At 70.7% G+C, this 22,641-nt stretch carries 17 protein-coding genes, 1 tRNA gene and 1 pseudogene; 13 read left to right on the plus strand and 6 right to left on the minus strand.

Translation table 11 applies throughout. The annotated features are described in order from the left end of the window. The first annotated feature begins 100 nt into the window (after positions 1-100). The 6 genes from OHS16_RS19490 to OHS16_RS19515 all read left to right on the plus strand — a co-directional run bounded on the left by OHS16_RS19490 (position 101) and on the right by OHS16_RS19515 (position 10,061). Positions 101-1,741, plus strand: a complete 1,641-nt coding sequence (locus OHS16_RS19490) for a beta-N-acetylhexosaminidase (RefSeq protein ID WP_328538488.1) — start codon at positions 101-103, stop codon at positions 1,739-1,741. Between the two features lie 287 nt (positions 1,742-2,028). Then, entirely contained in the window at positions 2,029-2,925 is an 897-nt protein-coding gene (locus OHS16_RS19495) for an FAD binding domain-containing protein (protein ID WP_328538489.1), read from the plus strand. Continuing rightward, positions 2,922-4,235, plus strand: coding sequence for a 2Fe-2S iron-sulfur cluster-binding protein (locus tag OHS16_RS19500; protein ID WP_328538490.1), 1,314 nt, complete (start codon positions 2,922-2,924; stop codon positions 4,233-4,235). Before OHS16_RS19495 ends, OHS16_RS19500 begins: the two co-directional genes overlap by 4 nt. Next, on the plus strand, positions 4,232-6,538 hold the full coding sequence (locus OHS16_RS19505; protein WP_328538491.1) for a xanthine dehydrogenase family protein molybdopterin-binding subunit: 2,307 nt from the start codon (positions 4,232-4,234) through the stop codon (positions 6,536-6,538). Before OHS16_RS19500 ends, OHS16_RS19505 begins: the two co-directional genes overlap by 4 nt. A gap of 305 nt (positions 6,539-6,843) precedes the next feature. Beyond that, positions 6,844-9,060 (plus strand): terpene synthase family protein, encoded by a 2,217-nt coding sequence (locus OHS16_RS19510; RefSeq protein WP_328538492.1) that lies wholly within the window; start codon positions 6,844-6,846, stop codon positions 9,058-9,060. 308 nt (positions 9,061-9,368) lie between these two features. Next, a complete protein-coding gene (locus OHS16_RS19515; RefSeq protein WP_328538493.1) occupies positions 9,369-10,061 on the plus strand; it encodes a DUF4232 domain-containing protein in 693 nt (230 codons plus the stop codon). A 374-nt stretch (positions 10,062-10,435) separates the two neighbouring features. Here the strand turns inward: OHS16_RS19515 and OHS16_RS19520 are convergent. Then, positions 10,436-10,507: transfer RNA gene (locus OHS16_RS19520), tRNA-Cys, on the minus strand. Between the two features lie 190 nt (positions 10,508-10,697). On the opposite strand from OHS16_RS19520, the gene OHS16_RS19525 reads away from it, so the two are divergent. The 5 genes and pseudogenes from OHS16_RS19525 (at position 10,698) to OHS16_RS19545 (ending at position 16,340) form a co-directional block, all read left to right on the plus strand. Then, entirely contained in the window at positions 10,698-12,206 is a 1,509-nt protein-coding gene (locus OHS16_RS19525) for an MFS transporter (RefSeq protein WP_328538494.1), read from the plus strand. Between the two features lie 31 nt (positions 12,207-12,237). Beyond that, positions 12,238-12,517 (plus strand): annotated as a pseudogene (locus tag OHS16_RS19530) (type II toxin-antitoxin system death-on-curing family toxin); the annotation flags it as partial. 118 nt (positions 12,518-12,635) lie between these two features. Continuing rightward, the gene (locus tag OHS16_RS19535) at positions 12,636-14,417 is read left to right on the plus strand and encodes a DEAD/DEAH box helicase (RefSeq protein ID WP_328538495.1); all 1,782 of its coding nucleotides are present in this window, start codon (positions 12,636-12,638) and stop codon (positions 14,415-14,417) included. 426 nt (positions 14,418-14,843) lie between these two features. Further along, on the plus strand, positions 14,844-15,485 hold the full coding sequence (locus OHS16_RS19540; RefSeq protein WP_328538496.1) for an IclR family transcriptional regulator: 642 nt from the start codon (positions 14,844-14,846) through the stop codon (positions 15,483-15,485). Between the two features lie 66 nt (positions 15,486-15,551). Continuing rightward, complete coding sequence (locus OHS16_RS19545) at positions 15,552-16,340, plus strand: S16 family serine protease (protein ID WP_328538497.1); 789 nt, start codon at positions 15,552-15,554, stop codon at positions 16,338-16,340. On the opposite strand, the gene OHS16_RS19550 is transcribed toward OHS16_RS19545, so the two are convergent. The 4 genes from OHS16_RS19550 to OHS16_RS19565 form a co-directional block, all read right to left on the minus strand. Further along, complete coding sequence (locus OHS16_RS19550) at positions 16,270-17,580, minus strand: MFS transporter (protein ID WP_328538498.1); 1,311 nt, start codon at positions 17,578-17,580, stop codon at positions 16,270-16,272. The two genes, OHS16_RS19545 and OHS16_RS19550, sit on opposite strands and share 71 nt — an antisense overlap. Next, entirely contained in the window at positions 17,577-17,759 is a 183-nt protein-coding gene (locus OHS16_RS19555) for a hypothetical protein (RefSeq protein WP_328538499.1), read from the minus strand. Before OHS16_RS19555 ends, OHS16_RS19550 begins: the two co-directional genes overlap by 4 nt. 14 nt (positions 17,760-17,773) lie before the next feature. Further along, complete coding sequence (locus OHS16_RS19560) at positions 17,774-18,388, minus strand: ArsR/SmtB family transcription factor (protein ID WP_328538500.1); 615 nt, start codon at positions 18,386-18,388, stop codon at positions 17,774-17,776. 293 nt (positions 18,389-18,681) lie between these two features. After that, the gene (locus OHS16_RS19565) at positions 18,682-19,164 is read right to left on the minus strand and encodes an Lrp/AsnC family transcriptional regulator (protein WP_328538501.1); all 483 of its coding nucleotides are present in this window, start codon (positions 19,162-19,164) and stop codon (positions 18,682-18,684) included. A 132-nt stretch (positions 19,165-19,296) separates the two neighbouring features. On the opposite strand from OHS16_RS19565, the gene hppD reads away from it, so the two are divergent. Beyond that, entirely contained in the window at positions 19,297-20,442 is a 1,146-nt protein-coding gene (gene hppD / locus OHS16_RS19570; RefSeq protein ID WP_328538502.1) for a 4-hydroxyphenylpyruvate dioxygenase, read from the plus strand. 116 nt (positions 20,443-20,558) lie between these two features. Further along, a complete protein-coding gene (locus OHS16_RS19575; protein ID WP_328538503.1) occupies positions 20,559-21,926 on the plus strand; it encodes an FAD-binding oxidoreductase in 1,368 nt (455 codons plus the stop codon). 34 nt (positions 21,927-21,960) lie between these two features. Here OHS16_RS19575 and OHS16_RS19580 read toward each other — a convergent pair whose 3' ends face one another. Beyond that, the gene (locus OHS16_RS19580) at positions 21,961-22,446 is read right to left on the minus strand and encodes an SsgA family sporulation/cell division regulator (protein WP_328538504.1); all 486 of its coding nucleotides are present in this window, start codon (positions 22,444-22,446) and stop codon (positions 21,961-21,963) included. Between the last annotated feature and the right edge of the window lie 195 nt (positions 22,447-22,641).

Raw genomic sequence — 22,641 nt, forward strand, 5'->3', positions numbered from 1 at the left:
GTCCTCCCCGCTCAACGATCGTGTACGGCCTTCACGACCCCCGGGGTGCGCTGCGGCGTGCCACGGGGGTCGTTCGTGAAGCTCGCGAAGGAGCTCGCCGATGGACCTGATACCCGCCCCGCGCAGCGCCTCCGGCCCCGCTCGCTCCGGCTTCCTGCTCGATGCCGGGACCGTGCTGCGGGCCGCCCCCGGAACCGGGGGCACGGAGCGATGGCTGCGGAACACGGTGGGCGCCGCTCTCGGGCTGCCGCTGGCCCCGGGGGAGGAGGGTGCGGGAAACACGGTGAGTCTGCTCATCGACGACACCCTCGCCCCCGAGGGCTACCGGCTCGAAGTGACCGCCGACCGGGGCGTCGTGATCAGTGGTGGCGGTGCGGCCGGAGTCTTCTGGGGCGCTCAGACGCTCCGTCAGCTGCTCGGCCCCGGCGCCTTCAGGCGCGCACCGGTCGGGCCGGACGCCACGCACCGCATCCCGCACCAGGTCATCGAGGACAGCCCCCGGTTCGCCTGGCGCGGCATGATGCTCGATGTGGCACGGCACTTCATGCCCAAGGACGGCGTGCTGCGGTGCCTCGACCTGCTCGCCGCACACAAGCTGAACGTCTTCCACTTCCACCTCACCGACGACCAGGGCTGGCGCATCGAGATCAGGCGTCACCCCCGGCTGACCGAGGTCGGCTCCTGGCGGGCCCGTACGAAGTGGGGCCACCGGGCGTCACCGCTCTGGGACGAGAAGCCGCACGGCGGCTACTACACCCAGGACGACATCCGCGAGATCGTCGCGTACGCCGCCGAGCGGCACATCACCGTGGTGCCCGAGATCGATGTCCCCGGTCACTCGCAGGCCGCGATCGCCGCCTATCCGGAGCTCGGCAACACCGATGTGGTGGACACAACCGCCCTCTCGGTGTGGGACACCTGGGGCGTCAACCCGAATGTGCTGGCCCCTTCCGCGACGGCGGTGCGCTTCTACGAGGAGGTGCTCGAAGAGGTCCTCGAACTCTTCCCGTCCACCTTCGTCCATCTGGGCGGCGACGAATGCCCCAAGGACCAGTGGAAGGAGTCGCCGGCCGCCCAGGCCCGTATCGAGGAGCTGGGGCTCGCGGACGAGAACGAGCTCCAGTCCTGGTTCATCCGGCACTTCGACAGCTGGCTCGCCGGCCGGGGCCGCCGGCTGATCGGCTGGGACGAGATCCTGGAGGGCGGTCTCGCGCCCGGTGCCGCCGTGTCCTCCTGGCGCGGCTACGCCGGCGGGATCGCCGCAGCCGAAGCAGGCCACGATGTCGTCATGTGTCCCGAGCAGCAGGTGTATCTGGACCACCGGCAGGACGGCGGTGACGACGAACCCATGCCCATCGGGTACGTCCGCACCCTGGAGGACGTCTACCGCTTCGAGCCCGTGCCGCCCCGGCTGACGCCCGAGGCGGCCGCGCATGTCATCGGTGCGCAGGCGAACGTCTGGACCGAGGTGATGGAGAACCGCGACCGGGTCGACTATCAGATGTTCCCGCGGCTCTCGGCGTTCGCCGAGGTCGCCTGGTCGGCGCTGCCGGAACCTGCCGGGCGCGACTTCGCTGACTTCGCGCGGCGGATGACGGCGCACTACCGGCGACTGGACGCTCTCGGAGTCCAGTACCGCCCGCCCGGTGGCCCGTTGCCGTGGCAGCGCAGGCCCGCACCCGCGGGGCTGACGGGCAGCGGGCTCGGACGCCCGATCGAGGGGACGCCCCCAAACGTGTGAGCATGGCGGTAAGGCGGGTGCCTGGAGGAGACTGCCTGGGAACATGGTCTGCCGCACCGAACCCGGTGCGGCAGAGGTGCGGGAACGCGGCAGAACGCGCGGTAATGGTCGCTTCATGACAAGGGTGTGCGAATCCGGGTCATCGGTTCGTGACGGGATGGATCCGTCCTTCACGGACCCTCGCGCCGGGCGGCTCGGAAGATGTGCCAGAGTTGCCTCGTCCGGGCTCTGAGCACGTACCGTACGGCGCAGCAGGGACACCGGGACACCGGGAAGGGGCAGCTGGGTTGACCACGCACGCACCGCAGGCGGCGCAGTCCGTGACGCTGCCTGCGTCGCTCGACGAGGCCGTGGCGGCGCTGATCGCCATGCCCGCCGCCGTGCCCGTCGCCGGTGGCACGGACCTGATGACGGCAGTGAACTCCGGACTGCTGCGGCCCGCCGGTCTCGTCGGACTCGGCAGGATCAGCGAAATCCGGGGCTGGCACTACCAGGACGGGCATGCGCTGCTCGGTGCCGGACTCTCGCACGCCAGGATGGGACGGCCCGACTTCGCGGCACTGATCCCCGCTCTGGCCGCCGCCGCCCGTGCCGCGGGGCCGCCCCAGATCCGCAACGCGGGCACGCTCGGCGGGAATGTCGTCACCGCCGCACCGACCGGTGACGCGCTTCCCGTACTGGCCGCGCTCGAGGCCACGCTGGTCGTCGCGGGTCCCGACGGTTCGCGCCGCGAGACCCCGGTCTCGCATCTGCTCGCGGGCCGCGACATGCTGCAACCCGCCGAACTCGTGGGCTTCGTGCGGGTTCCGCTGCTGCACGCTCCCCAGGTGTTCCTCAAGGCCACCGGCCGTACGGGCCCCGGCCGGGCGACCGCGTCGGTCGCCGTCGTGCTCGACCCGGCCAGGCGCGGGGTGCGCTGTGCGGTCGGCGCCATAGCGCCGATGCCGCTGCGTCCCCTCGAGGCCGAGCGATGGATCGCCTCGCTGATCGACTGGGACGGGGAGCGGGGACTCGCGCAGGACGCGCTCACCGCCTTCGGTGAGTACGTGGCGGCCGCCTGTATCCCGGACCCCGAGCCACCTGCCGAAGGGGGAGAGGCGCAGCCGCTTTCCCCGGCCGTACTGCACCTGCGGCGCACTGTCGCCGCACTGGCCCGGCGAGCACTGGGGAGGGCACTGTCGTGACCACCAACGACGACCACGGCGGCTGGCAGCCGGTCCCGCAGGGCGGCGAGTACGACGCAGAGGCCACCGCCTTCGTGCAGCTGCCCGAAGGCATGGACCTGGACGGTGCGCCACTGGCCGCGCCGGGCCACGGATACGTACCCCCGATGATCCTGCCGCTGACCCCGGCGGCCGGCACGGACCCCGGCGCCACCGGGCAGTGGGCGGTACCGCAGTCGGTCCAGTGGCCGGAGTCCTCGCACGACGCGGTGCCCGGATCCGCGCCGGACGCCGGCGCCTACGACCCGCGGGCCACCGGGCAGTGGACGTTCGACGAGGCCGGTGACCGGGCGGCCTACGACCAGGGTTCCGCCCAGGGGGAACCGTCGCAGACCGCGGGGGACCTCACCGGACAGTGGACGATCCCGGTCGCCGATGGCGATGTCCCCGAGGAATCGGGCGAGTTCACCACCTCGTCGCTGATGGGCCCTGCGACTCTGCCGGGCGGTGCTGCCGCGCCCTGGGCGCTGCCGCGGGAACCGGCAGATGCGGCCGACGACAGCGTCCCGGACGGCAGCACTCCCGAGGACGCCGCCCCCGCCGACGAGGCGCCATCGGACGGCACCCCCGAAGAGGGCAGACCCGCCCCGCCGGGCGAGCCGGACGGCGCGGACCCCGCGACGGCGGAGGGCGGCGACGCGCAGGACCCGGGCCCCGCCGCGGAGCCGGCGACCGGATTCGCCCAGAGCGATCACACCCCCGCCTCCTACGTGCTGCGCGTCAACGGCTCGGACCGCCCGGTCACCGACGCCTGGATCGGCGAATCCCTGCTGTACGTCCTGCGGGAGCGCCTCGGTCTGGCCGGCGCCAAGGACGGTTGTTCGCAGGGCGAGTGCGGCGCCTGCAACGTCCAGGTCGACGGCCGGCTCGTCGCCTCCTGCCTGGTGCCCGCGGCCACCGCGGCCGGTTCCGAGGTCCGTACGGTCGAGGGGCTCGCGGTCAACGGCGAGCCGTCCGACGTGCAGCGCGCACTCGCCGGGTGCGGGGCCGTCCAGTGCGGCTTCTGCATCCCGGGTATGGCCATGACGGTCCACGATCTCCTGGAGGGCAATCACGCCCCCACCGAGCTCGAGACCAGACAGGCACTCTGCGGCAACCTCTGCCGCTGCTCCGGCTATCGCGGTGTGCTCGACGCGGTCGGTGAGGTCGTCGCGGGACGCGCGGCAGCGGCCGGCGCGGCAGAGGACGCCCGGATTCCGCATCAGGCACCACCCGGGGCGGGCGGCGTCCAGCCCCCGTACCCGCAGCAGCACGACGGAGGCATGGCGTGAGCAGCGACGCGGCCACCGAGGCCACACCGGCGGTCGACAGTCCCGAGCAGGAACTGCCGGCCCACGGCCTCGGCGCCTCACTCCCCCCGGCGGACACCCGGGCGAAGACCGAGGGCACTTTCCCCTACGCGTCCGACCTGTGGGCCGAGGGTCTGCTGTGGGCGGCGATCCTGCGCTCCCCGCACCCGCACGCCAGGATCATCTCGATCGACACCACGGCGGCCTCCTCGATGGCGGGGGTGCACGCCGTGGTCACCCATGCCGACATCCCGGGCGACGGCTCGCACGGCCGCAGGATCGCCGACCGCCCGGTCTTCGCGTCCGAAGTCGTCCGCCACCACGGTGAGGCGATCGCCGCGGTCGCCGCCGACCACCCGGACACCGCCAGGCTCGCCGCCGCCGCCATCATCGTCGACTACGAGGTGCTGGAGCCGGTCACCGACCCGGAGAAGGCCTTCGCCGCCGAGTCCCTGCACCCCGACGGCAATCTGATCCGCCATATCCCGCTGCGCTTCGGCGACCCGGACATCACGGGTGATGTGATCGTCGAGGGTCTGTACCGCATCGGGCGGCAGGATCCGGCCCCCATCGGTGCCGAGGCCGGACTCGCCGTCCCCCGCCCGGACGGCGGTGTCGAGATCTACACCGCGTCGACCGACCCGCACACCGACCGCGATCTCGCGGCTGCCTGCTTCGGCCTCGACCCCGACCGGGTCAAGGTGGTCGTCACCGGGGTCCCCGGCGCGACCGGTGACCGCGAGGACAGCAGCTTCCAGCTCCCGCTGGGTCTGCTGGCGCTGAAGACCGGCTGCCCGGTCAAGCTCGCCGCGACCCGCGAGGAGTCGTTCCTCGGTCATGCGCACCGCCATCCCACCCTGCTCCGCTACCGCCATCACGCGGACTCCGAAGGCCGGCTGGTGAAGGTCGAGGCGCAGATCCTGCTCGACGCGGGTGCCTACGCGGACGCCTCGTCCGAGTCGCTTGCGGCGGCCGTGGCCTTCGCCTGCGGCCCCTATGTCGTCCCGCACGCCTTCATCGAGGGCTGGGCGGTCCGCACCAACAACCCTCCGTCCGGGCATGTCCGCGGCGAGGGCGCACTCCAGGTCTGCGCCGCGTACGAGGGCCAGATGGACAAACTGGCAGCCAAGCTCTCCGTCGACCCGGCCGAGCTGCGGCTGCGCAACGCGATCGCCACCGGCGATCTGCTGCCCACAGGACAGACCATCACCTGCCCGGCGCCGGTAGCCGAACTGCTGCGCTCGGTAAGGGAGTTCCCGCTACCCGCGCTGCCCAAGGACAGTCCCGAGGGCGACTGGCTGCTGCCCGGGGGGCCGGAGGGTGCGGGCGAGCCGGGCGCGGTGCGCCGTGGTGTCGGCTACGCCCTGGGCATGGTCCACATGCTCGGCGCCGAGGGCGCGGACGAGGTCTCCACCGCCACGGTCAAGGTCCATGACGGCGTGGCCACCGTCATCTGCGCCGCCGTCGAGACCGGCCAGGGCTTCTCCACACTGGCCCGGCAGATCGTCCAGGACACCCTCGGTATCGAGGAGGTCCATGTCGCGTCGGTCGACACGGACCAGCCCCCGGCGGGACCCGCCACCCACGGCAGACACACCTGGGTGTCCGGCGGTGCGGTCGAGCGGGCGGCGAAGATGGTCCGCACCCAGCTGCTCCAGCCGCTGGCCCACAAGTTCGGCATGTCCACCGAGCTGCTGCAGATCGCCGACGGCAAGATCACTTCGTATGACGGGGTGCTCTCCACCACGGTCACCGAGGCGATGGACGGCAAGGAACTCTGGGCGACGGCCCAGTGCCGCCCCCATCCGACCGAACCGCTGGACGAGTCGGGGCAGGGCGACGCCTTTGTCGGCCTCGCCTTCTGTGCGATCCGCGCGGTCGTGGACGTCGACATCGAGCTCGGTTCGGTGCGGGTGGTGGAGATGGCGGTCGCCCAGGATGTCGGCCGGGTCCTCAACCCCCGGCTGCTGGTGTCCCGTATCGAGGCGGGTGTCACGCAGGGCGTGGGAGCCGCGTTGACCGAGAACCTCCGGTCCACGCGCGGAGTGATCCGCCACCCCGATCTGACCGGCTACGCCCTGCCGACCGCTCTGGACGCCCCCGACATCCGCATCGTGAAGCTGGTCGAGGAGCGCGATGTGGTGGCGCCCTTCGGGGCCAAGGCGGCGAGCGCGGTGCCGGTGGTGACCTCGCCGGCGGCGGTGGCAGCGGCGGTGCGGGCGGCGACCGGGCGCCCGGTCAGCCGGCTTCCGATCCGGCCGCAGGCCGCGGTGGTCAACGCCTGACACCCGCGCCCCTCCGGGGGCCCGCCCCGGACCGCCGTGCGTCGCTCTGCCTGCCGCTGTCACGGGACAGCCCCCCGGGGCGAAGGCCCCGGCGGTGTCGCCGCGGGACGCCGCCCGTGGCCGCTCCGTATCGTCAGGTGAGCCCGCCGCGGGCGACCCGCAGCACACCGCCCCTGCCACGTCCGGGTTTTCCGGCCGAGTCATACGTATGGGCAGACCCGCAGCACACCAAGAATGTCCGCCCACACCCCCGGGTAGCGCTGAGCCGATCACTGTGCAGCCTCCCGGGAAAGGGCCTGAAACCCGTGTCACAGCCTTTTGAACTGCCGGACTTCTATCTGCCGCATCCGGCCAGACTGAATGCTCACCTCGAAGAGGCCCGTACCCACACAAAACAGTGGGCGAGGGACATGGGAATGCTGGAGGGCTCCGGAATCTGGGAGGAACACGACCTCGATTCCCATGACTACGCGCTGCTCTGCGCCTATACCCATCCCGACTGCGGCGGGCCCGAACTCTCACTGGTCACCGACTGGTACGTGTGGGTCTTCTTCTTCGACGACCATTTCCTGGAGGAATTCAAGCGGTCCCAGGACCGGAAGGGCGGCAAGGCATATCTGGACCGGCTGCCCGCGTTCATGCCCATGGACCTGGCCGATGGATTTCCCGAGCCACGGAATCAGGTCGAGGCAGGACTCGCCGACCTCTGGGCCCGCACGGTTCCCGGTATGTCCCTGGGCTGGCGGGCCCGCTTCGCCGAGAGCACCGAGAACCTGCTCAACGAATCCCTCTGGGAACTCTCCAATATCAATGCCGGGCGGGTGTCCAATCCCGTCGAGTACATCGAGATGCGGCGCAAGGTCGGCGGCGCTCCCTGGTCGGCAGGGCTCATCGAATACGCGACGGGTGCGGAAGTGCCGGCCGCCGTGGCGGAATCCCGTCCGCTGCGCGTGCTCAAGGACACCTTCTCCGACGGAGTGCACCTGCGGAACGACCTCTTCTCCTACGAGCGGGAGATCCAGGACGAGGGCGAACTCAGCAACGGGGTGCTGGTCCTCGAGACCTTCCTGAAGTGCACCACGCAGGAGGCGGCGGACGCGGTCAACGATCTGCTCACCGCCAGGCTCCATCAGTTCGAGAACACCTTCTTCACCGAACTCGGGCCGCTCTTCGCCGAGCACGGCCTGGACCCGGAGTCCGTGGCGGACACCCTCACCTATGCGAAGGGCCTTCAGGACTGGCAGTCCGGCGGTCACGAGTGGCACATGCGGTCGAGCCGCTACATGAACGGGGGCGGCAAGGCCGCCTCCGAGCCCGGGCTGCCACTGGCTCCGGTGGGGCTCGGGACGTCGGCGGCCGAGGTCAGGAAGTTCCTCGGCGTGACCGGGGCCGCCCGCCTGCGCCATCACGCCCATGTCCCGCACCAACGAGTGGGGCCGTCCAGGCTGCCGGACTTCGACATGCCGTTCGCGCTGACGCTCAACCCGCATCTCGCGTCGGCCAGGAAGGAGCTGGCCGACTGGGCGCACCGGATGCGGATGCTGGACGACATCTGGGACGAACGGCAGCTCGCCGGCTTCGACTTCCCCGTCTGCGCCGCCGGAATCGACCCGGACGCGACGGCCGTGGAACTGGATCTCGCATCGGCCTGGCTGGCCTGGGGAACCTACGCCGACGACTACTTCCCGCTCGTCTACGGGCGGACCCGCGACCTGGCCGCGGCCAAGGCGCAGAACGAACGGTTCTCGTTGTTCATGCCACTGGAGGGGGAGGCGGCCCCGGCGCCGGCGAACGTCATGGAACGTGCGCTGGCCGATCTCTGGACGCGGACGGCGGGCGCGATGGACGGGGCGGCGCGGCGCACCTTCCGCGACGCGGTGGAGAAGATGACGGCCAGCTGGCTCTGGGAGCTGGCCAACCAGGCGCAGCACCGCATCCCCGAACCGGTCGACTACATCGAGATGCGCCGCATGACCTTCGGCTCCGATCTCACCATGGCGCTGGCCCGGCTCGGCCACGGCCACCGGATCCCCGATGAGGTCTTCCGCAGTGGCACGGTGAAGGCACTGGAGAGCTCGGCGGCCGACTACGCCTCCTTGATGAACGATGTCTTCTCCTACCAGAAGGAGATCGAGTTCGAGGGAGAGGTGCACAACGCGATCCTCGTGGTGCAGGCCTTCTTCGGCATCGACTACCCGACAGCGCTCGCCATGGTCGACGATCTGATGAAATCCCGTATGCGTCAGTTCCGGCATGTCGCCAAGCATGAACTCCCGGTGCTGTTCGAGGATTTCGGCCTCGACGGCGAGACCCGCGAGGCGTTGCGGAGCTATGTCCGGGAGCTGGAGGACTGGATGGCCGCCATCCTGAACTGGCACCGGCTGACCCGCCGCTATGCGGAGGCCGATCTGCTGGCCGGCGGGCCCGGGTCCCGGTTCCTGCCGCCCGTCCCGTCCGGCCCCGGCATGTCGGCGCTCGAGCTGCCACGGCTGGTGGGCCGGGACCATGGGGGCGCCGTCTGAAGCACCGCAGGATCCGGCGGTGCCGTCTGAAGCACCGCAGGATCCGGCGGGACGGAGAAAGGCCAGGCAGGTGCGCTGTCGGCGTCACCTTGTGAGTGTGCTGGGCCCGGCGGCCGCGGCCGGAGCCATGGTGCCCGGTCTGCCCCGGTTCCTCTGCCTTCCCGTAACGGCCCGTCGACTCGTATGTCACAGGGGCGTCTTGATCGAATTCCGGCCGCAACGGATCGCCCGGCTATAGGTGTCCTATGAAACAACAGCGTCCCGCTCAGCCAGAGCGAGCGGGACGACACCGCTTCCCAGGAGTACCGATGCGCGTCAAGAAGATCTCCGCCCTCGCCCTCGTCGTCGCCGCTGCCGGCCTCTCGCTGACCGCGTGCGGCAGCGGCGACGGATCGAGCACTTCCGCCAGCGCCAGCGCGTCCACCGCGGCGAGCGGCTCCACCGGCGGCCAGGGCTCGACCTCGGGTTCCTCCTCGTCCGGCTCCTCCACCGGCTCGTCCAACAGCTCCTCCAACAGCTCCTCCGCCAACTCCGGCAAGGGCAGCGAGCTCTCCGCCAAGACCCAGTCCGCGGCGTCGGGCTCCATGTGCAGGACCGACGATCTCGACATGACCGCATCCTCCGCGATGGCCGAGAACGAGATAGTCGTCAACATGAAGAACACCGGTTCCAGCACGTGCAGCATGCACGGCTTCCCGGGCGTCCAGCTCGTGGGCCCCGATGGGCTGGGCGACACCGGGCCCGACGCCGCCCGCACCGAGGGCTCGGCCTCCACCGTCACCATCGGGGCCGGCGAGGAGACCCGCTTCCTGCTGCACTACATCCCGGACACCAGCGGCTCCGGCAAGAAGTACACCCGGCTCTCCGTCACTCCGCCCAACGAGAAGATCTCGGAGATCGTGAATCTCAACAATCTGGCCATCACTGTGTCCGCATCCAGCGGCCACGCTCCGGACGTCTACGTCGACCCCGTCGGTTACCACGTCGGCTCCGGTAAGTGAGCCCAGCAGTAACGCTCCCCGGGCCGCCCGGTCGTCCGGTGGCCCTCACTCGGCCCGGAGTCCGGCCGCCGGCCCGGGCCGCGGAATCCGCACCGTGCCGTGATGTCCCCCATCGGTCTGGACGGTCTGCGGGAGCAGCGCCGCGACGGTCACCGGGGCCCACCCCGCCCGGCACCGGTGTGATGAGCGGTGCCGTCCATCAGGCAGGCAGGCGGGCGGTCCGTAGTCCGTGCAGGGGCAGCTTCCGCACGGATGCGATGACTGGCCCGGGCGCACGGCAGCGGCGGCAATCGCCGGGCCGCTCCCCTGCGGTGCTCCACCTCCGCGCCGGTCACGGCCTGCGGCCGGCGTAACGGAGCAGCGGACAGCAAGAGAGGCCGTGGCGGGAATCGAACCCACGTAACTCGATTTGCAATCGAGCCCCTGAACCACTCGGGCACACGGCCGGTCCCCGGGCGAGACATCCGAATCGCTCGAGTACGACGACCGTAGGCGCCCCCTGCGGACGACCTCAAGGAAGTGGGCCGTCCCGCAACACGACTGCCATACGCCGTTCATGGTCCTACGACCAAGGACCGAGCGGGATCCTGCCTTGCGACAGGGGTCATACTGCGATAAGCCCCTTACTCTGGAGCGATGAGCGCCCTGGAACCCCGCGACACCGACGTCGCTTCTTTCACTACCTCCGACGTCCCTCCCGACGTCACCGCCGCGGTCTCCGCCGCGATCACCGGGGGGAGCGGGGAAGCGGGCCGGCCCGCCGGGATACTGGGCAGTACCCACCGGGCGCTCAGCATCGGCATCGTGACCGTTGTGCTGCTCATCGCCTTCGAGGCGACCGCGGTCGGCACCGCGATGCCCGTCGCGGCGCGCGAACTGCACGGCGTCCCGCTCTATGCCCTCGCCTTCTCCGCGTTCTTCACGACCTCGCTCTTCGCCATGGTCCTGTCCGGTCAGTGGGCCGACCGGAGCGGGCCGCTGGGGCCGCTCGCCGCGGGCATAGCCGGCTTCGGGGCCGGACTGCTGGTGGCCGGCACGGCGTCCACGATGTGGCTCTTCATCCTGGGCCGGGCCGTTCAGGGGCTGGGCGGCGGACTGGTCATCGTCGCGCTGTACGTCGTGGTCAGCCGCGCCTACCCGGAGCGTCTGCGGCCTTCGATCATGGCGGCCTTCGCCGCGAGCTGGGTGGTCCCCTCGGTCGTCGGGCCGCTCGCGGCCGGTGCCGTCACCGAGCATCTCGGCTGGCGCTGGGTGTTCATCGGCGTCCCGGTCCTGGTGGTGCCGCCGCTCGCTCTCGCGCTCCCGGCGATCCGCCGGATGGCATCGGGGCCCGCCGATCCCTCGGTGCCCGCGCCGGAATTCGACCGGCGCCGGATCCGGCTGGCGCTCGGGATCTCGGTGGGGGCCGGGCTGCTCCAGTACGCGGGCCAGTACCTGCGGTGGCTCTCCCTCGTCCCCGCGGTGGCCGGGGCGGCGCTGCTGGTCCCCGCCGTGCTCGGGCTGCTGCCGCGCGGCACCTGCCGGGCGGCGCGCGGGCTCCCCTCGGTGGTGCTGCTGCGGGGCATTTCGGCCGGGTCGTTCATCGCCGCCGAGAGTTTCGTACCGCTGATGCTGGTCACCCAGCGGGGGCTTTCGCCGACGCTGGCCGGCCTCTCGCTGGCCGCCGGCGGCGGGACCTGGGCACTGGGCTCGTACGTCCAGTCCCGGCCGCGGCTCGAGCCGTACCGGCAGCAGCTGATGGTCTTCGCCATGATCCTGGTGGCCGCGGCCATCGCGACGGCGCCGAGCGTGCTGATCCCATCCGTGCCGGTCTGGACGGTCGCCGTCGCCTGGGCGTTCGGCTGTTACGGCATGGGCACGGTGATCGCGTCCACCAGCGTGCTGCTGCTGAAGCTGTCCGCGCCGGGGGAGGCCGGCCTCAACTCGGCGGCGCTGCAGATCTCGGACGGCCTCTCGAACGTCCTGCTGCTCGCGGTGGGCGGCGCGGCGTTCGCGGCGCTGGGCGGCGGCGCGGTGGGCGCGCTGCGCCACGGGGTGGCGGGCTCGCACCCTGCGGCCTTCGCGGCGGTGTTCCTGCCGATGGCGGGGGTGGCGCTGGTGGGGGCGTGGGTGGCTACGCGGTTGCGGGCAGCGCCGCAGGGCTGAGTGGTGCCCCTGGTGGTGCCGTTCTGGTATGTCGGCCGCGCACCGCCCATCGGCATCAATGTTCGGCCAGGACGCGTACCCGGATCCTTTCGACAAGGCGGCCTCGCCTCCAGTCGCTGGCCATCAACCGCCCCTTCATCGATGGCAACAAGCGCACCGCCCGGGTCTCGTGCGTCGTCTTCCTGGCCATGAACGGTGTGCAGTTGCGGCCGGACACCGACGCAGCCGAACGGCTGGTGATCGCCGTGGCCACCGGACGGGCGGAGGAAGTGAAGGCGATCTCTCTGGAACTGCGCGCCCTGGCGGAGTGACCCGGGTCTCATCGCGCCCGGGAGAGGCGTCGTTCACCCGGACCTCCGGTCGCCCCCCGGTAGGGTGGCCCGGTTGTCGTACCGACGCGCCCTGCACCAGAGAACCGATTCGGAGACCGTGACTACTACCGCCTCCCACCACCTCTCACCCGCCTTCCCCGGCCGCGCCCCCTGGGGCACCGCGAGCAAGCTGCGGGCCTGGCAGCAGGGCGCCCTGGACCGCTATCTCGAGGAGCAGCCCCGGGACTTCCTCGCCGTGGCGACGCCCGGCGCGGGGAAGACCACCTTCGCGCTGACCCTGGCCTCCTGGCTGCTGCACCACCATGTCGTGCAGCAGATCACCGTCGTGGCGCCGACCGAGCATCTGAAGAAGCAGTGGGCGGAAGCGGCGGCCCGGATAGGCATCAAGCTCGATCCGGACTACAGCGCGGGACCGCTGAGCAAGGAGTACGACGGGGTCGCGGTCACCTACGCGGGCGTCGGGGTACGCCCGATGCTTCACCGGAACCGCTGTGAGCAGCGCAAGACCCTGGTCATCCTGGACGAGATCCACCACGCCGGTGACAGCAAGTCCTGGGGCGAGGCATGCCAGGAGGCGTTCGACCCGGCGACCCGCAGGCTCGCCCTCACGGGTACGCCGTTCCGCTCGGACACCAACCCGATCCCGTTCGTCGCCTACGAGGAGGGCAACGACGGCATCCGCCGCTCGTCCGCCGACTACACCTACGGCTACGGCAACGCGCTGGCCGACGGAGTCGTCCGTCCCGTCATCTTCCTCAGCTACAGCGGCAACATGCGCTGGCGCACCAAGGCAGGCGACGAGATCGCCGCCCGGCTGGGCGAGCCGATGACCAAGGACGCGATCGGCCAGGCGTGGCGCACCGCGCTGGCCCCCACCGGTGAGTGGATCCCGAACGTCCTCGCCGCCGCTGACAAGCGCCTCACCGAGGTCCGCAAGGGCATCCCCGACGCGGGCGGCCTGGTCATCGCTTCCGACCAGGACACCGCACGCGAGTACGCCAAGATCCTCAAGAAGATCACCGGTGACCGGCCGGCCGTCGTACTCTCCGACGAGAAGGCCGCGTCGAAGAAGATCGACCAGTTCGCCGCCGACGATTCCCGCTGGATGGTCGCGGTCCGCATGGTCTCCGAGGGTGTCGATGTTCCCCGCCTGGCGGTCGGCGTGTATGCCACCACCATCTCGACGCCGCTCTTCTTCGCCCAGGCAGTGGGCCGGTTCGTACGTTCCCGCAGGCGCGGCGAGACCGCTTCGGTGTTCGTGCCGACCATCCCGATGCTCCTCGACTTCGCGAACGAGATGGAACTCGAACGCGACCACGTGCTCGACAAGCCCAAGAAGGGCAGTGACGAGGAGAATCCGTTCGCCGAGGAGGACCAGCTGCTCGCCGACGCGGAGAAGCTGGAGGACGAGGAAACCGAGGAGCAACTCCCCTTCGAGGCCCTCGAGTCCGACGCGGTCTTCGACCGGGTTCTCTACGACGGCGCCGAGTTCGGCATGCAGGCGCACCCGGGCAGCGAGGAGGAGCAGGACTACCTCGGCATCCCCGGCCTGCTGGAGCCCGACCAGGTCCAGCTGCTGCTGCAGAAGCGGCAGACCCGGCAGATCGCGCACAGCCGCCAGAAGCCGGCCGAGGAGGCCGACCTGCTGGAGAAGGCCGCCGAAGCGCGCCCGGTCGTCACCCACAAGCAGCTGCTCGAACTGCGCAAGCAGCTCAACACGATGGTCTCCGCCTACACCCACCAGAGCGGCAAACCGCACGGTGTGATCCACACCGAACTGCGCCGGACGTGCGGAGGTCCGCCGAGCGCGGAGGCCACCGCGGGCCAGCTGAAGGAACGGATCGCGAAGGTCCAGGAGTGGGCCACCCGGATGCGGTGAGGCCGGCGCGGCGCCGGGTGCGGCCCGGCGGATGGCCGGTCGGCCGCCGGGGCCGCGGCGGGGGGTGCCACCGGGAGGTCCGGGTCCCTTCCGGGGCCCGCGGCGGGTGCGCCGGTGGCCGGGGCCGGTCACCGGCGCACCCGCCGGGCCGTGACAGAAATGGCTGGTGTTCCGGTCAAGGAGCACCGCCCTTTCGCCAGGATCAGGGCAATCCTGGCCCCGAGTGCCCGGATTCTGGACGAGCCCTTCCGCTGAGCGGACCGGCTCGCTACTGTCCCGGAAACGCATACGCCCCGTGGCAGTGTCGCCTCGGAGCGCAGCCGGTGCCATGGACCTGCCGGCGGCCTCTGCGCGCGTCGCCGATGGGACCGGTGGCGCGACTCACGTGGCCGAGCCGCCGCGGCCACCACTTAAGGAGTGGGCGTCGTGACCGCCGAGACTTCTCAGACGCTCGACCGGGGACTGCGCGTCCTCAAGCTGCTTGCCGACACCGACCACGGGCTGACCGTCACCGAGTTGTCCACCAAACTCGGCGTCAACCGCACGGTGGTCTACCGGTTGCTGGCCACCCTGGAACAGCATGCGCTGGTCCGCCGCGACCTGGGAGGCCGGGCCCGGGTCGGGCTCGGAGTGCTGCGCCTGGGCCGTCAGGTCCATCCGCTGGTGCGGGAGGCGGCGCTGCCCGCCCTGCGGTCGCTGGCCGAGGACATCGGGGCCACCGCGCACCTCACCCTGGTCGACGGTTCGGACGCGCTGGCCGTCGCTGTGGTCGAGCCGACCTGGACGGACTACCACGTGGCGTACCGCGCGGGTTTTCGTCATCCGCTGGACCGGGGCGCGGCAGGGCGGGCGATCCTGGCCTCGCGGCAGGGGCAGCTCGAAGGGCCCGGCTACACACTGACGCACGGCGAACTCGAGGCCGGCGCGAGCGGTGCCGCCGCCCCGCTGATAGGGGTGACGGGACTCGAGGGGAGCGTGGGTGTGGTGATGCTCGCCGACTCCGTGCCGGAGCGGGTGGGCGCGCGGGTGCTCGACGCCGCGCGCGAGGTGGCGGACGCACTGCGGTAGGGGCGGGAGAGACAGCCGGCGCACCGGCCTTACGGGGCCGGGTGCGCCGCCCGATACATTGATGAGGTGCTCATCCGTCACCCGCGCCCCCGCGCCCTCACCGCCTGCACCGTTCTCGTACTCGCCCTGCTCGGGACCGCGGCCTTCGCGCCGCTGCCGTTCGCGGTGGCACAGCCCGGCCTGACCGCCGACGTCCTGGGCAAGGACCGGGGCAAGCCGGTGATCACCATCACCGGGGAGCCGGTCCGGGCCACCAAGGGACAGCTGCGGATGGTGACCATCGAGGCGACCGGTCCCTCCACCGATGTGCGTCTGGGGCAGGTGGTCGACGGATGGTTCCGTACGGACCGGGCGGTGATGCCGCGCGGGGCGGTGTATCCGTCGGGCGGCAGCGACGCGCAGATCGAGCGGCACAACCTGGACGAGATGAGGGGCTCCCAGGACAGCGCAACCGAGGCAGCTCTCGGCTACCTCGGTGACCGGGCGGACAAGGCGAAGGTGACCCTGTATCTCTCCGACGTCGGCGGGCCCAGCGCGGGACTTCTCTTCTCTCTCGGCATCGTCGACAAGCTGGACGGCGACGGCGCGGGCGGCGACCTCACCGGCGGCCGGACCATCGCCGGAACCGGCACCATCAGCGCGGACGGGAAGGTCGGCGCGGTCGGCGGAGTGCCGCTGAAGACCCAGTCCGCCGCCCGGGACGGGGCGACCGTCTTCCTGGTGCCGAAGGCCGAGTGCTCGGATGCCACATCGGAGCTTCCGCGCGGGCTGCGGCTGATCCCGGTCACGACGTTGAAGGGCGCGGTCGCGACGCTCCGTGCGCTGAAGACGGGTGGCCCGGTTCCGAGCTGCTGAGGAGGCCGGGCGATTCGTCCATCGTCCGCCAGGCGGGGAAGAGCAGTGGGCTGAGCGTCGTCAGGAAGTAGAGCGCGCCGACGATCAGCAGCGCACCCGAAGCCCCGGCCGCTGAGGCCAGCAGCCCCGCTCCCAGCCCGCCGATCGGCATCGCGAGTTCGCAGCCCGCGGTGAGCACTCCGGAGACCCGGCTGCGCAGCTCCTGTGGCACCCGCTCATAGGTGACGGTCGTCAGGATCGGGTTGAGCATCCCGCCGGCCAGACCGCCCAGCGCCATCGTCACCGCGAGCGGCAGGGTGCTCGACGTCAGGCCCGCCACCACGAAACGTGGCGCCCCGCAGAGCAGGAACGCCGCGGTGAACACCGCCCGCCGCGGGAAGCGGTGTCCCACCACGCCGTACAGCAGTGCGCCCAGCAGCCCGCCCGCGCCGAAGAGCGCGGCGAGCAGCCCGAGGTCGGCGGCGCCGCCGAGTTCCTGCCGGGTGTGCAGCGGCAGCAGCACCGAGCCCCAGCCCTGATCGATCCCGTTGGTGGCCATCACCATGACGGTGACGGCGAGCAGGAGCCGGTCGCGCAGCAAGTGCGCGTAGCCCTCACGGAGTTCGGCCCGGTACGAGGCCGGTGAGACCGGGGTGGCGGCCTTCATCGGCGCCGCCGCCAGCAGCCCGCGCAGGCCCGCCGATATCAGCAGGGCCGATACCCCGAAGGTCACCGCGTCGACGAGGAGCACGGCTTCCGCGCCCATCACCGAGATCAGCACCCCGGCCAGCGCCGCCCCGGCCATTCTGGCGCCCCGGGACACCGCGTCGAAGAGGCTCGCCGCACGGGCGAGGGTAGTGCCCGCCTGCTCGGCGAGGTCGGGGACGAGCACATAGCGGGCGGTCGAGCCCGGTGTCTGGACGAGTCCGCAGACCGCCATCAGTGCGCACAGCATCCAGAACGCGAGCGTGTCCGCGAAGTGCAGGAGCGGAATCGCGGCGACCGCGGCGCCGCAGACCAGGTCCGACGCGACGCTGACCCGCCGTCGTCCGAGCCGGTCGATGACCGGGCCGCCGATCAGTGCGGAGACGATGATCGGCAGGGTGGCGCAGAAGGCGACCGCCCCGGCCCGGCCGGCGCTTCCGGTGGTCTCCAGCACGAACCACGGAACGCCGATCAGGGTCAGTGAACTGCCCGCGGTGGAGATGGTGTTGGCCGTCAGTACGGCGGCGAGTGGTATGCGGCCCCCCGGCTCGCTCATGCGATCCGGGCCCGCCTGCGAGGCTCGGGAAGGGTGAGGCGCAGACCCAACTCGACCAGAGTCCAGCCCAGTTGGTGGCGGATGCGGTGTGGGTGAGGTGCCCGGGCGTACTCGGCGGCCTGTCGGTGCAGTTCGGCGGTGCGCTCACGATGCAGCTGGAGGTACATGTCGGCGTGCATGACGGGACGGCCCTTCAGTCGGTTGTGCGCGGGAAGGCGTGCAGGTGCATACGGACCTGGGCGGCTCCGGCGTCGTCGCCGGGGTCCTGCTCGGTGTAGCTCTCGATGAGCGCGTGCACCCGGTGGATCAGTTCATGGGTCTGCGCGGGGGTCAGGCGCAGCGTGAAGTCGCTCATGTCCGAGCTCCTGATCCAGTCCAGCCCCCAGTCGCGGGAGGTGCCGATCCAGGTCGACAGCTCCTGGGAGTGCATCGTCGCGACCTCGTGGATGAAGAGGTCAGCCGCGCCGCGCACGGCCGGATCGGGATCGTCGTACAGCCGGTCGTCGAAGGTGGTGCCCCACACGGCGGCCTTCCACCAGCGCTCGCGTCCCTTGCCGAACTCCGGTGCGTCCTCGATGAATCCGTGGTCGGCGAGCTGGCGCAGGTGGTAGCTGGTGGCACCGCTGGACTCGCCGAGGCGGGCCCCGAGCTGGGAGGCGGTGGCCGGCCCGTTCTGGCGCAGCGAGCTCAGCAGTCGCATCCGCAGGGGATGGGCGAGGCCGCGCAGGCTGCGTGCGTCGAGGGTGCGGTATTCGCGCGCCGGTGAGGGTGCGGGGGAGGGTGCGGGGGAGTCTTCGGGGCCGGTCATGCGACCACTGTAGAGTTGCAAAGAAGTCATTGCAATAGATTTTTGCAATCACTTCTTTGCAACTCGGGACCCGCGGCGCCGTATCCGGTCGGCCCGTGGTGCCGTATCCGGCGGCCCTTCCCGATGAGCCCTTCCTTGAGCAGCCGGTTCACGCCCACTCCGTGCGCTAGGCCAGCACCCCGATCAGCACGCCCGGCAGCGTCGCGACGACCATCACCTGGAACACGCGCTCGCGTGCTGGTGGTCGTCCACCAGCAGCTGCTGGTAGCGGATGCCGAGGTAGGTCCAGAAGCTCATTCGCCGGGGCTCCTTCCTTTGCTCGCCTGTTCCACCAGCGGAATGATCCGCAGGGGGACCGGGTTCTCCATGACGATCGCCGTGGAAGCGCGGACAATGCCATCGAAAACCACAACCAGGTCGATCACCCGCTGAAGGTCGGCGTTCGACCTGGCCACCAGACGGCACAGCATGTCGCCGTGCCCGGTGGTGGTGTGCAGTTCCAGAACCTCGGGAACCGAGCTCAAGTGCGCCCGCACGTCGGCACCTTGGCCCTGCTTGATCTCCAGCGTGGCGAAGGCGGTCACCGGATAGCCCAGGGCGGCCGGGTCGACGTCGGGTCCGAAGCCGCGGATCACGCCGTGCGACTGGAGCCGGTCCAGCCTCGCCTGAGCGGTTCCGCGCGCCACACCGAGCCGCCGGGACGCCTCCAGCACCCCGATCCGCGGCTCGCGGGCCAGCAGCAGGATGAGCCGCCCGTCCAGTTCGTCAATCCCCATGGCGTTCTCCGATGCCTTTGGCGGTGGTCACCCTGTACAGATGGTCCGGCCATCCTGGACCCGCACTGGACATACTGCCCAGCGCAAACGCCAACTGTTGCGCACCTTGCGATGCGGGGAGACGCTGCACCCATGACTGAGACCACCCAGCACACCCCCCACACCGCGCGCGAGGCAGACCCCTTCCCGGTGAAGGGAATGGACGCTGTCGTCTTCGCCGTGGGCAACGCCAAGCAGGCGGCGCACTACTACGCGACCGCCTTCGGCATGAAGCTCGTCGCCTACTCCGGACCGGAGAACGGCAGCCGCGAGACCGCCAGTTACGTTCTGACGAACGGCTCCGCCCGCTTCGTGTTCACCTCCGTCATCAAGGCCGCAACCGACCACGGCCGCTTCCTCGCCGCCCATGTGGCCGAACACGGCGACGGCGTCGTCGATCTCGCCATCGAGGTCCCCGACGCGCGGGCCGCCTACGCGTACGCCACCGCGCACGGCGCGACCGGCCTGCAGGAGCCCTACGAGCTCAAGGACGACCACGGCACGGTGGTGCTGGCCGCCATCTCCACCTACGGCTCCACCCGCCACACCCTCGTCGAGCGCACCGGCTACGACGGCCCGTACCTCCCCGGCTTCGGCGCCGCCGACCCGATCGTCGAGCCGCCCGCCCGGCGCACCTTCCAGGCCATCGACCACTGCGTGGGCAATGTCGAGCTCGGCCGGATGAACGAGTGGGTCGCCTTCTACAACAACGTCATGGGCTTCACCAACATGAAGGAGTTCGTGGGCGACGACATCGCGACCGAGTACTCCGCCCTGATGTCGAAAGTCGTCGCCGACGGCACCCTGAAGGTCAAGTTCCCGATCAACGAGCCCGCGGTGGCCAAGAAGAAGTCCCAGATCGACGAATACCTGGAGTTCTACGGCGGCGCCGGTGTCCAGCACATCGCCCTCGCCACGAACGACATCGTCGCCTCGGTACGGGCGATGCGCGCCGCTGGTGTCCAGTTCCTGGACACCCCCGACTCGTACTACGACACTCTGGGCGAGTGGGCGGGTGAGACCAGGGTCCCCGTCGAGACACTCCGCCAGGAGAAGATCCTCGTCGACCGCGACGAGGACGGCTATCTGCTGCAGATCTTCACCAAGCCGGTGCAGGACCGGCCGACCGTCTTCTTCGAGATGATCGAACGGCACGGCTCGATGGGCTTCGGCAAGGGGAACTTCAAGGCCCTGTTCGAGGCGATCGAGCGGGAGCAGGAGCGACGCGGCAACCTGTGACACACCCGGCCCCGGCTCCGGGGCGCGGGACCGGGTGGGGGCGGGGAGCACCCCCGTCGCCACCCGGTGGCACGCCACCTCTTCCCACGCCCCGCCCCCGGTGCGAGGCTGGGATCATGAACGATCTGCTCGAACGGCTGCGCACCGGACTCCCGCCGGAAGCCCTGATCACCGACCCCGACATCACGGCCTCGTACGCCAACGACATGGCCAGCTTCTGCGACGCCGGCGTCCCCGCCGTGGTCGTCCTGCCCCGCACCGTCGAGCAGGTCCAGCACGTGATGCGGACCGCGACGGCCCTCCGTGTCCCGGTCGTGCCCCAGGGGGCCCGTACCGGACTGTCCGGCGCGGCCAACGCCACTGACGGCTGCATCGTGCTGTCGATGGTGAAGATGGACCGGATTCTGGAGATCAGCACGGTCGACCGGATCGCGGTCGTCGAACCGGGTGTCGTCAACGCGGTGATCTCGCGGGCCGTCGCCGAAAAGGGCCTGTACTACCCGCCGGACCCGTCCAGCTGGGAGACGTGCACCATCGGCGGCAACATCGGCACGGCGTCCGGCGGTCTGTGCTGCGTGAAATACGGCGTGACCGCCGAGTACGTCCTCGGCCTGGAGGTCGTACTGGCCGACGGCCGGCTGCTCACCACGGGCCGGCGCACCGCGAAGGGTGTCGCGGGATACGACCTGACGCGGCTCTTCGTCGGCTCGGAAGGCAGTCTCGGCATCGTCGTGAAGGCGGTGCTCGCCCTCAAGCCGGTCCCGCCCGAGCAGCTCGTGCTGGCTGCCGAGTTCTCGTCGGCGGCCGCCGCCTGCGACGCGATCTGCCGGATCATGGAGGGCGGCCACACCCCGTCACTCCTCGAACTCATGGACCGTACGACCATTCACGCGGTGAACCGGATGGCGAACATGGGCCTCCCGGAGACCACTGAGGCCCTGCTGCTCGCCGCGTTCGACACCCCGGACCCGGCAGCCGACCTGGCGCGGGTCGGCGAGCTCTGTACGGCAGCGGGCGCCACCGAGGTGGTGCCCGCGGAGAACGCGGCCGAGTCCGAACTCCTCCTGCAGGCCCGGCGGATGTCGCTCACCGCGCTGGAGACCGTCAAGTCGGCCACCATGATCGACGATGTCTGTGTGCCGCGCTCCCGGCTCGGCGCGATGATCGAGGGCACAGCGGTCATCGCGGACAAGTACGGCCTGACCATCGGTGTCTGCGCACATGCCGGCGACGGCAACACCCACCCCGTGGTCTGCTTCGACCAGCAGGACCCGGACGAGTCGCGCAGGGCCCGGGAGTCCTTCGACGAGATCATGGCGCTCGGCCTGGAACTGGGCGGGACCATCACCGGCGAACACGGCGTCGGCGTTCTCAAGAAGGAGTGGCTGGCGCGCGAACTAGGCCCGGTCGGGCTGGAGTTGCAACGAGGCGTCAAGCAGGCCTTCGACCCCCTGGGCCTGCTCAACCCCGGCAAGCTCTTCTGACCCGCCCGCATCGCCGGAGGACAGGGCAGCTCGCTCACCTGATCTCGTCGTCCGCCGACCCGTCCGGAGGCCAGGGGTCGCTCAGCCACAGGTCGTCGGAGGGCGGCGGACCCGCGCCGAGCAGCGCGGCGAGACCGTCGTCGATGCCGAGATGCGTGCTCTCCGACCCAGGTGGCACGGCCCGCAGGGTCCTCTCGAGCCAGGCCGAGATCTGCGCGGTGGGCGCTTCGAGCAGAGCGTTCCCGTCCGGCGAGCTCAGCGCGATGCAGACGACGCTCTTCGCGTCCACCTTGGTGGGCCAGATCCGGACGTCACCGTGTCCGCACGGCCTGAACACCCCTTCGACGATCAGCTCCCGGGCGAAGGTCCAGTTCACCGGGGTGTCCGAGCAGATGTGGAAGGAGACGTGCACGGCGTAGGGGTCCGCCGTGCGGTAGGCCAGCCGGGCAGGGACGGGGATGCTGCAATCGGGCGACAGCACCAGTTTGAGCTCGAGTTCACGTTCCACCACGGTGTGCATGGCGTGTACTTCCTCTCCTTGGACGTGTGCCCGACACCGGGCTGTACCGGGAGAGAGCGCCGCGCCCGGCATCCATTACGCGACTATCGAGGATGATGTGCCGATGACCGGAAAGTGGTCGATGCGGCAGGACCGGTCCGTGGCGGTGCGGCGGTCTGATACATGTGGAGCCCTGAATTGCGGCTCTCGAGAAGA

The organism is Streptomyces sp. NBC_00344, assembly GCF_036088315.1.
In the GTDB taxonomy this organism is placed as follows: domain Bacteria; phylum Actinomycetota; class Actinomycetes; order Streptomycetales; family Streptomycetaceae; genus Streptomyces.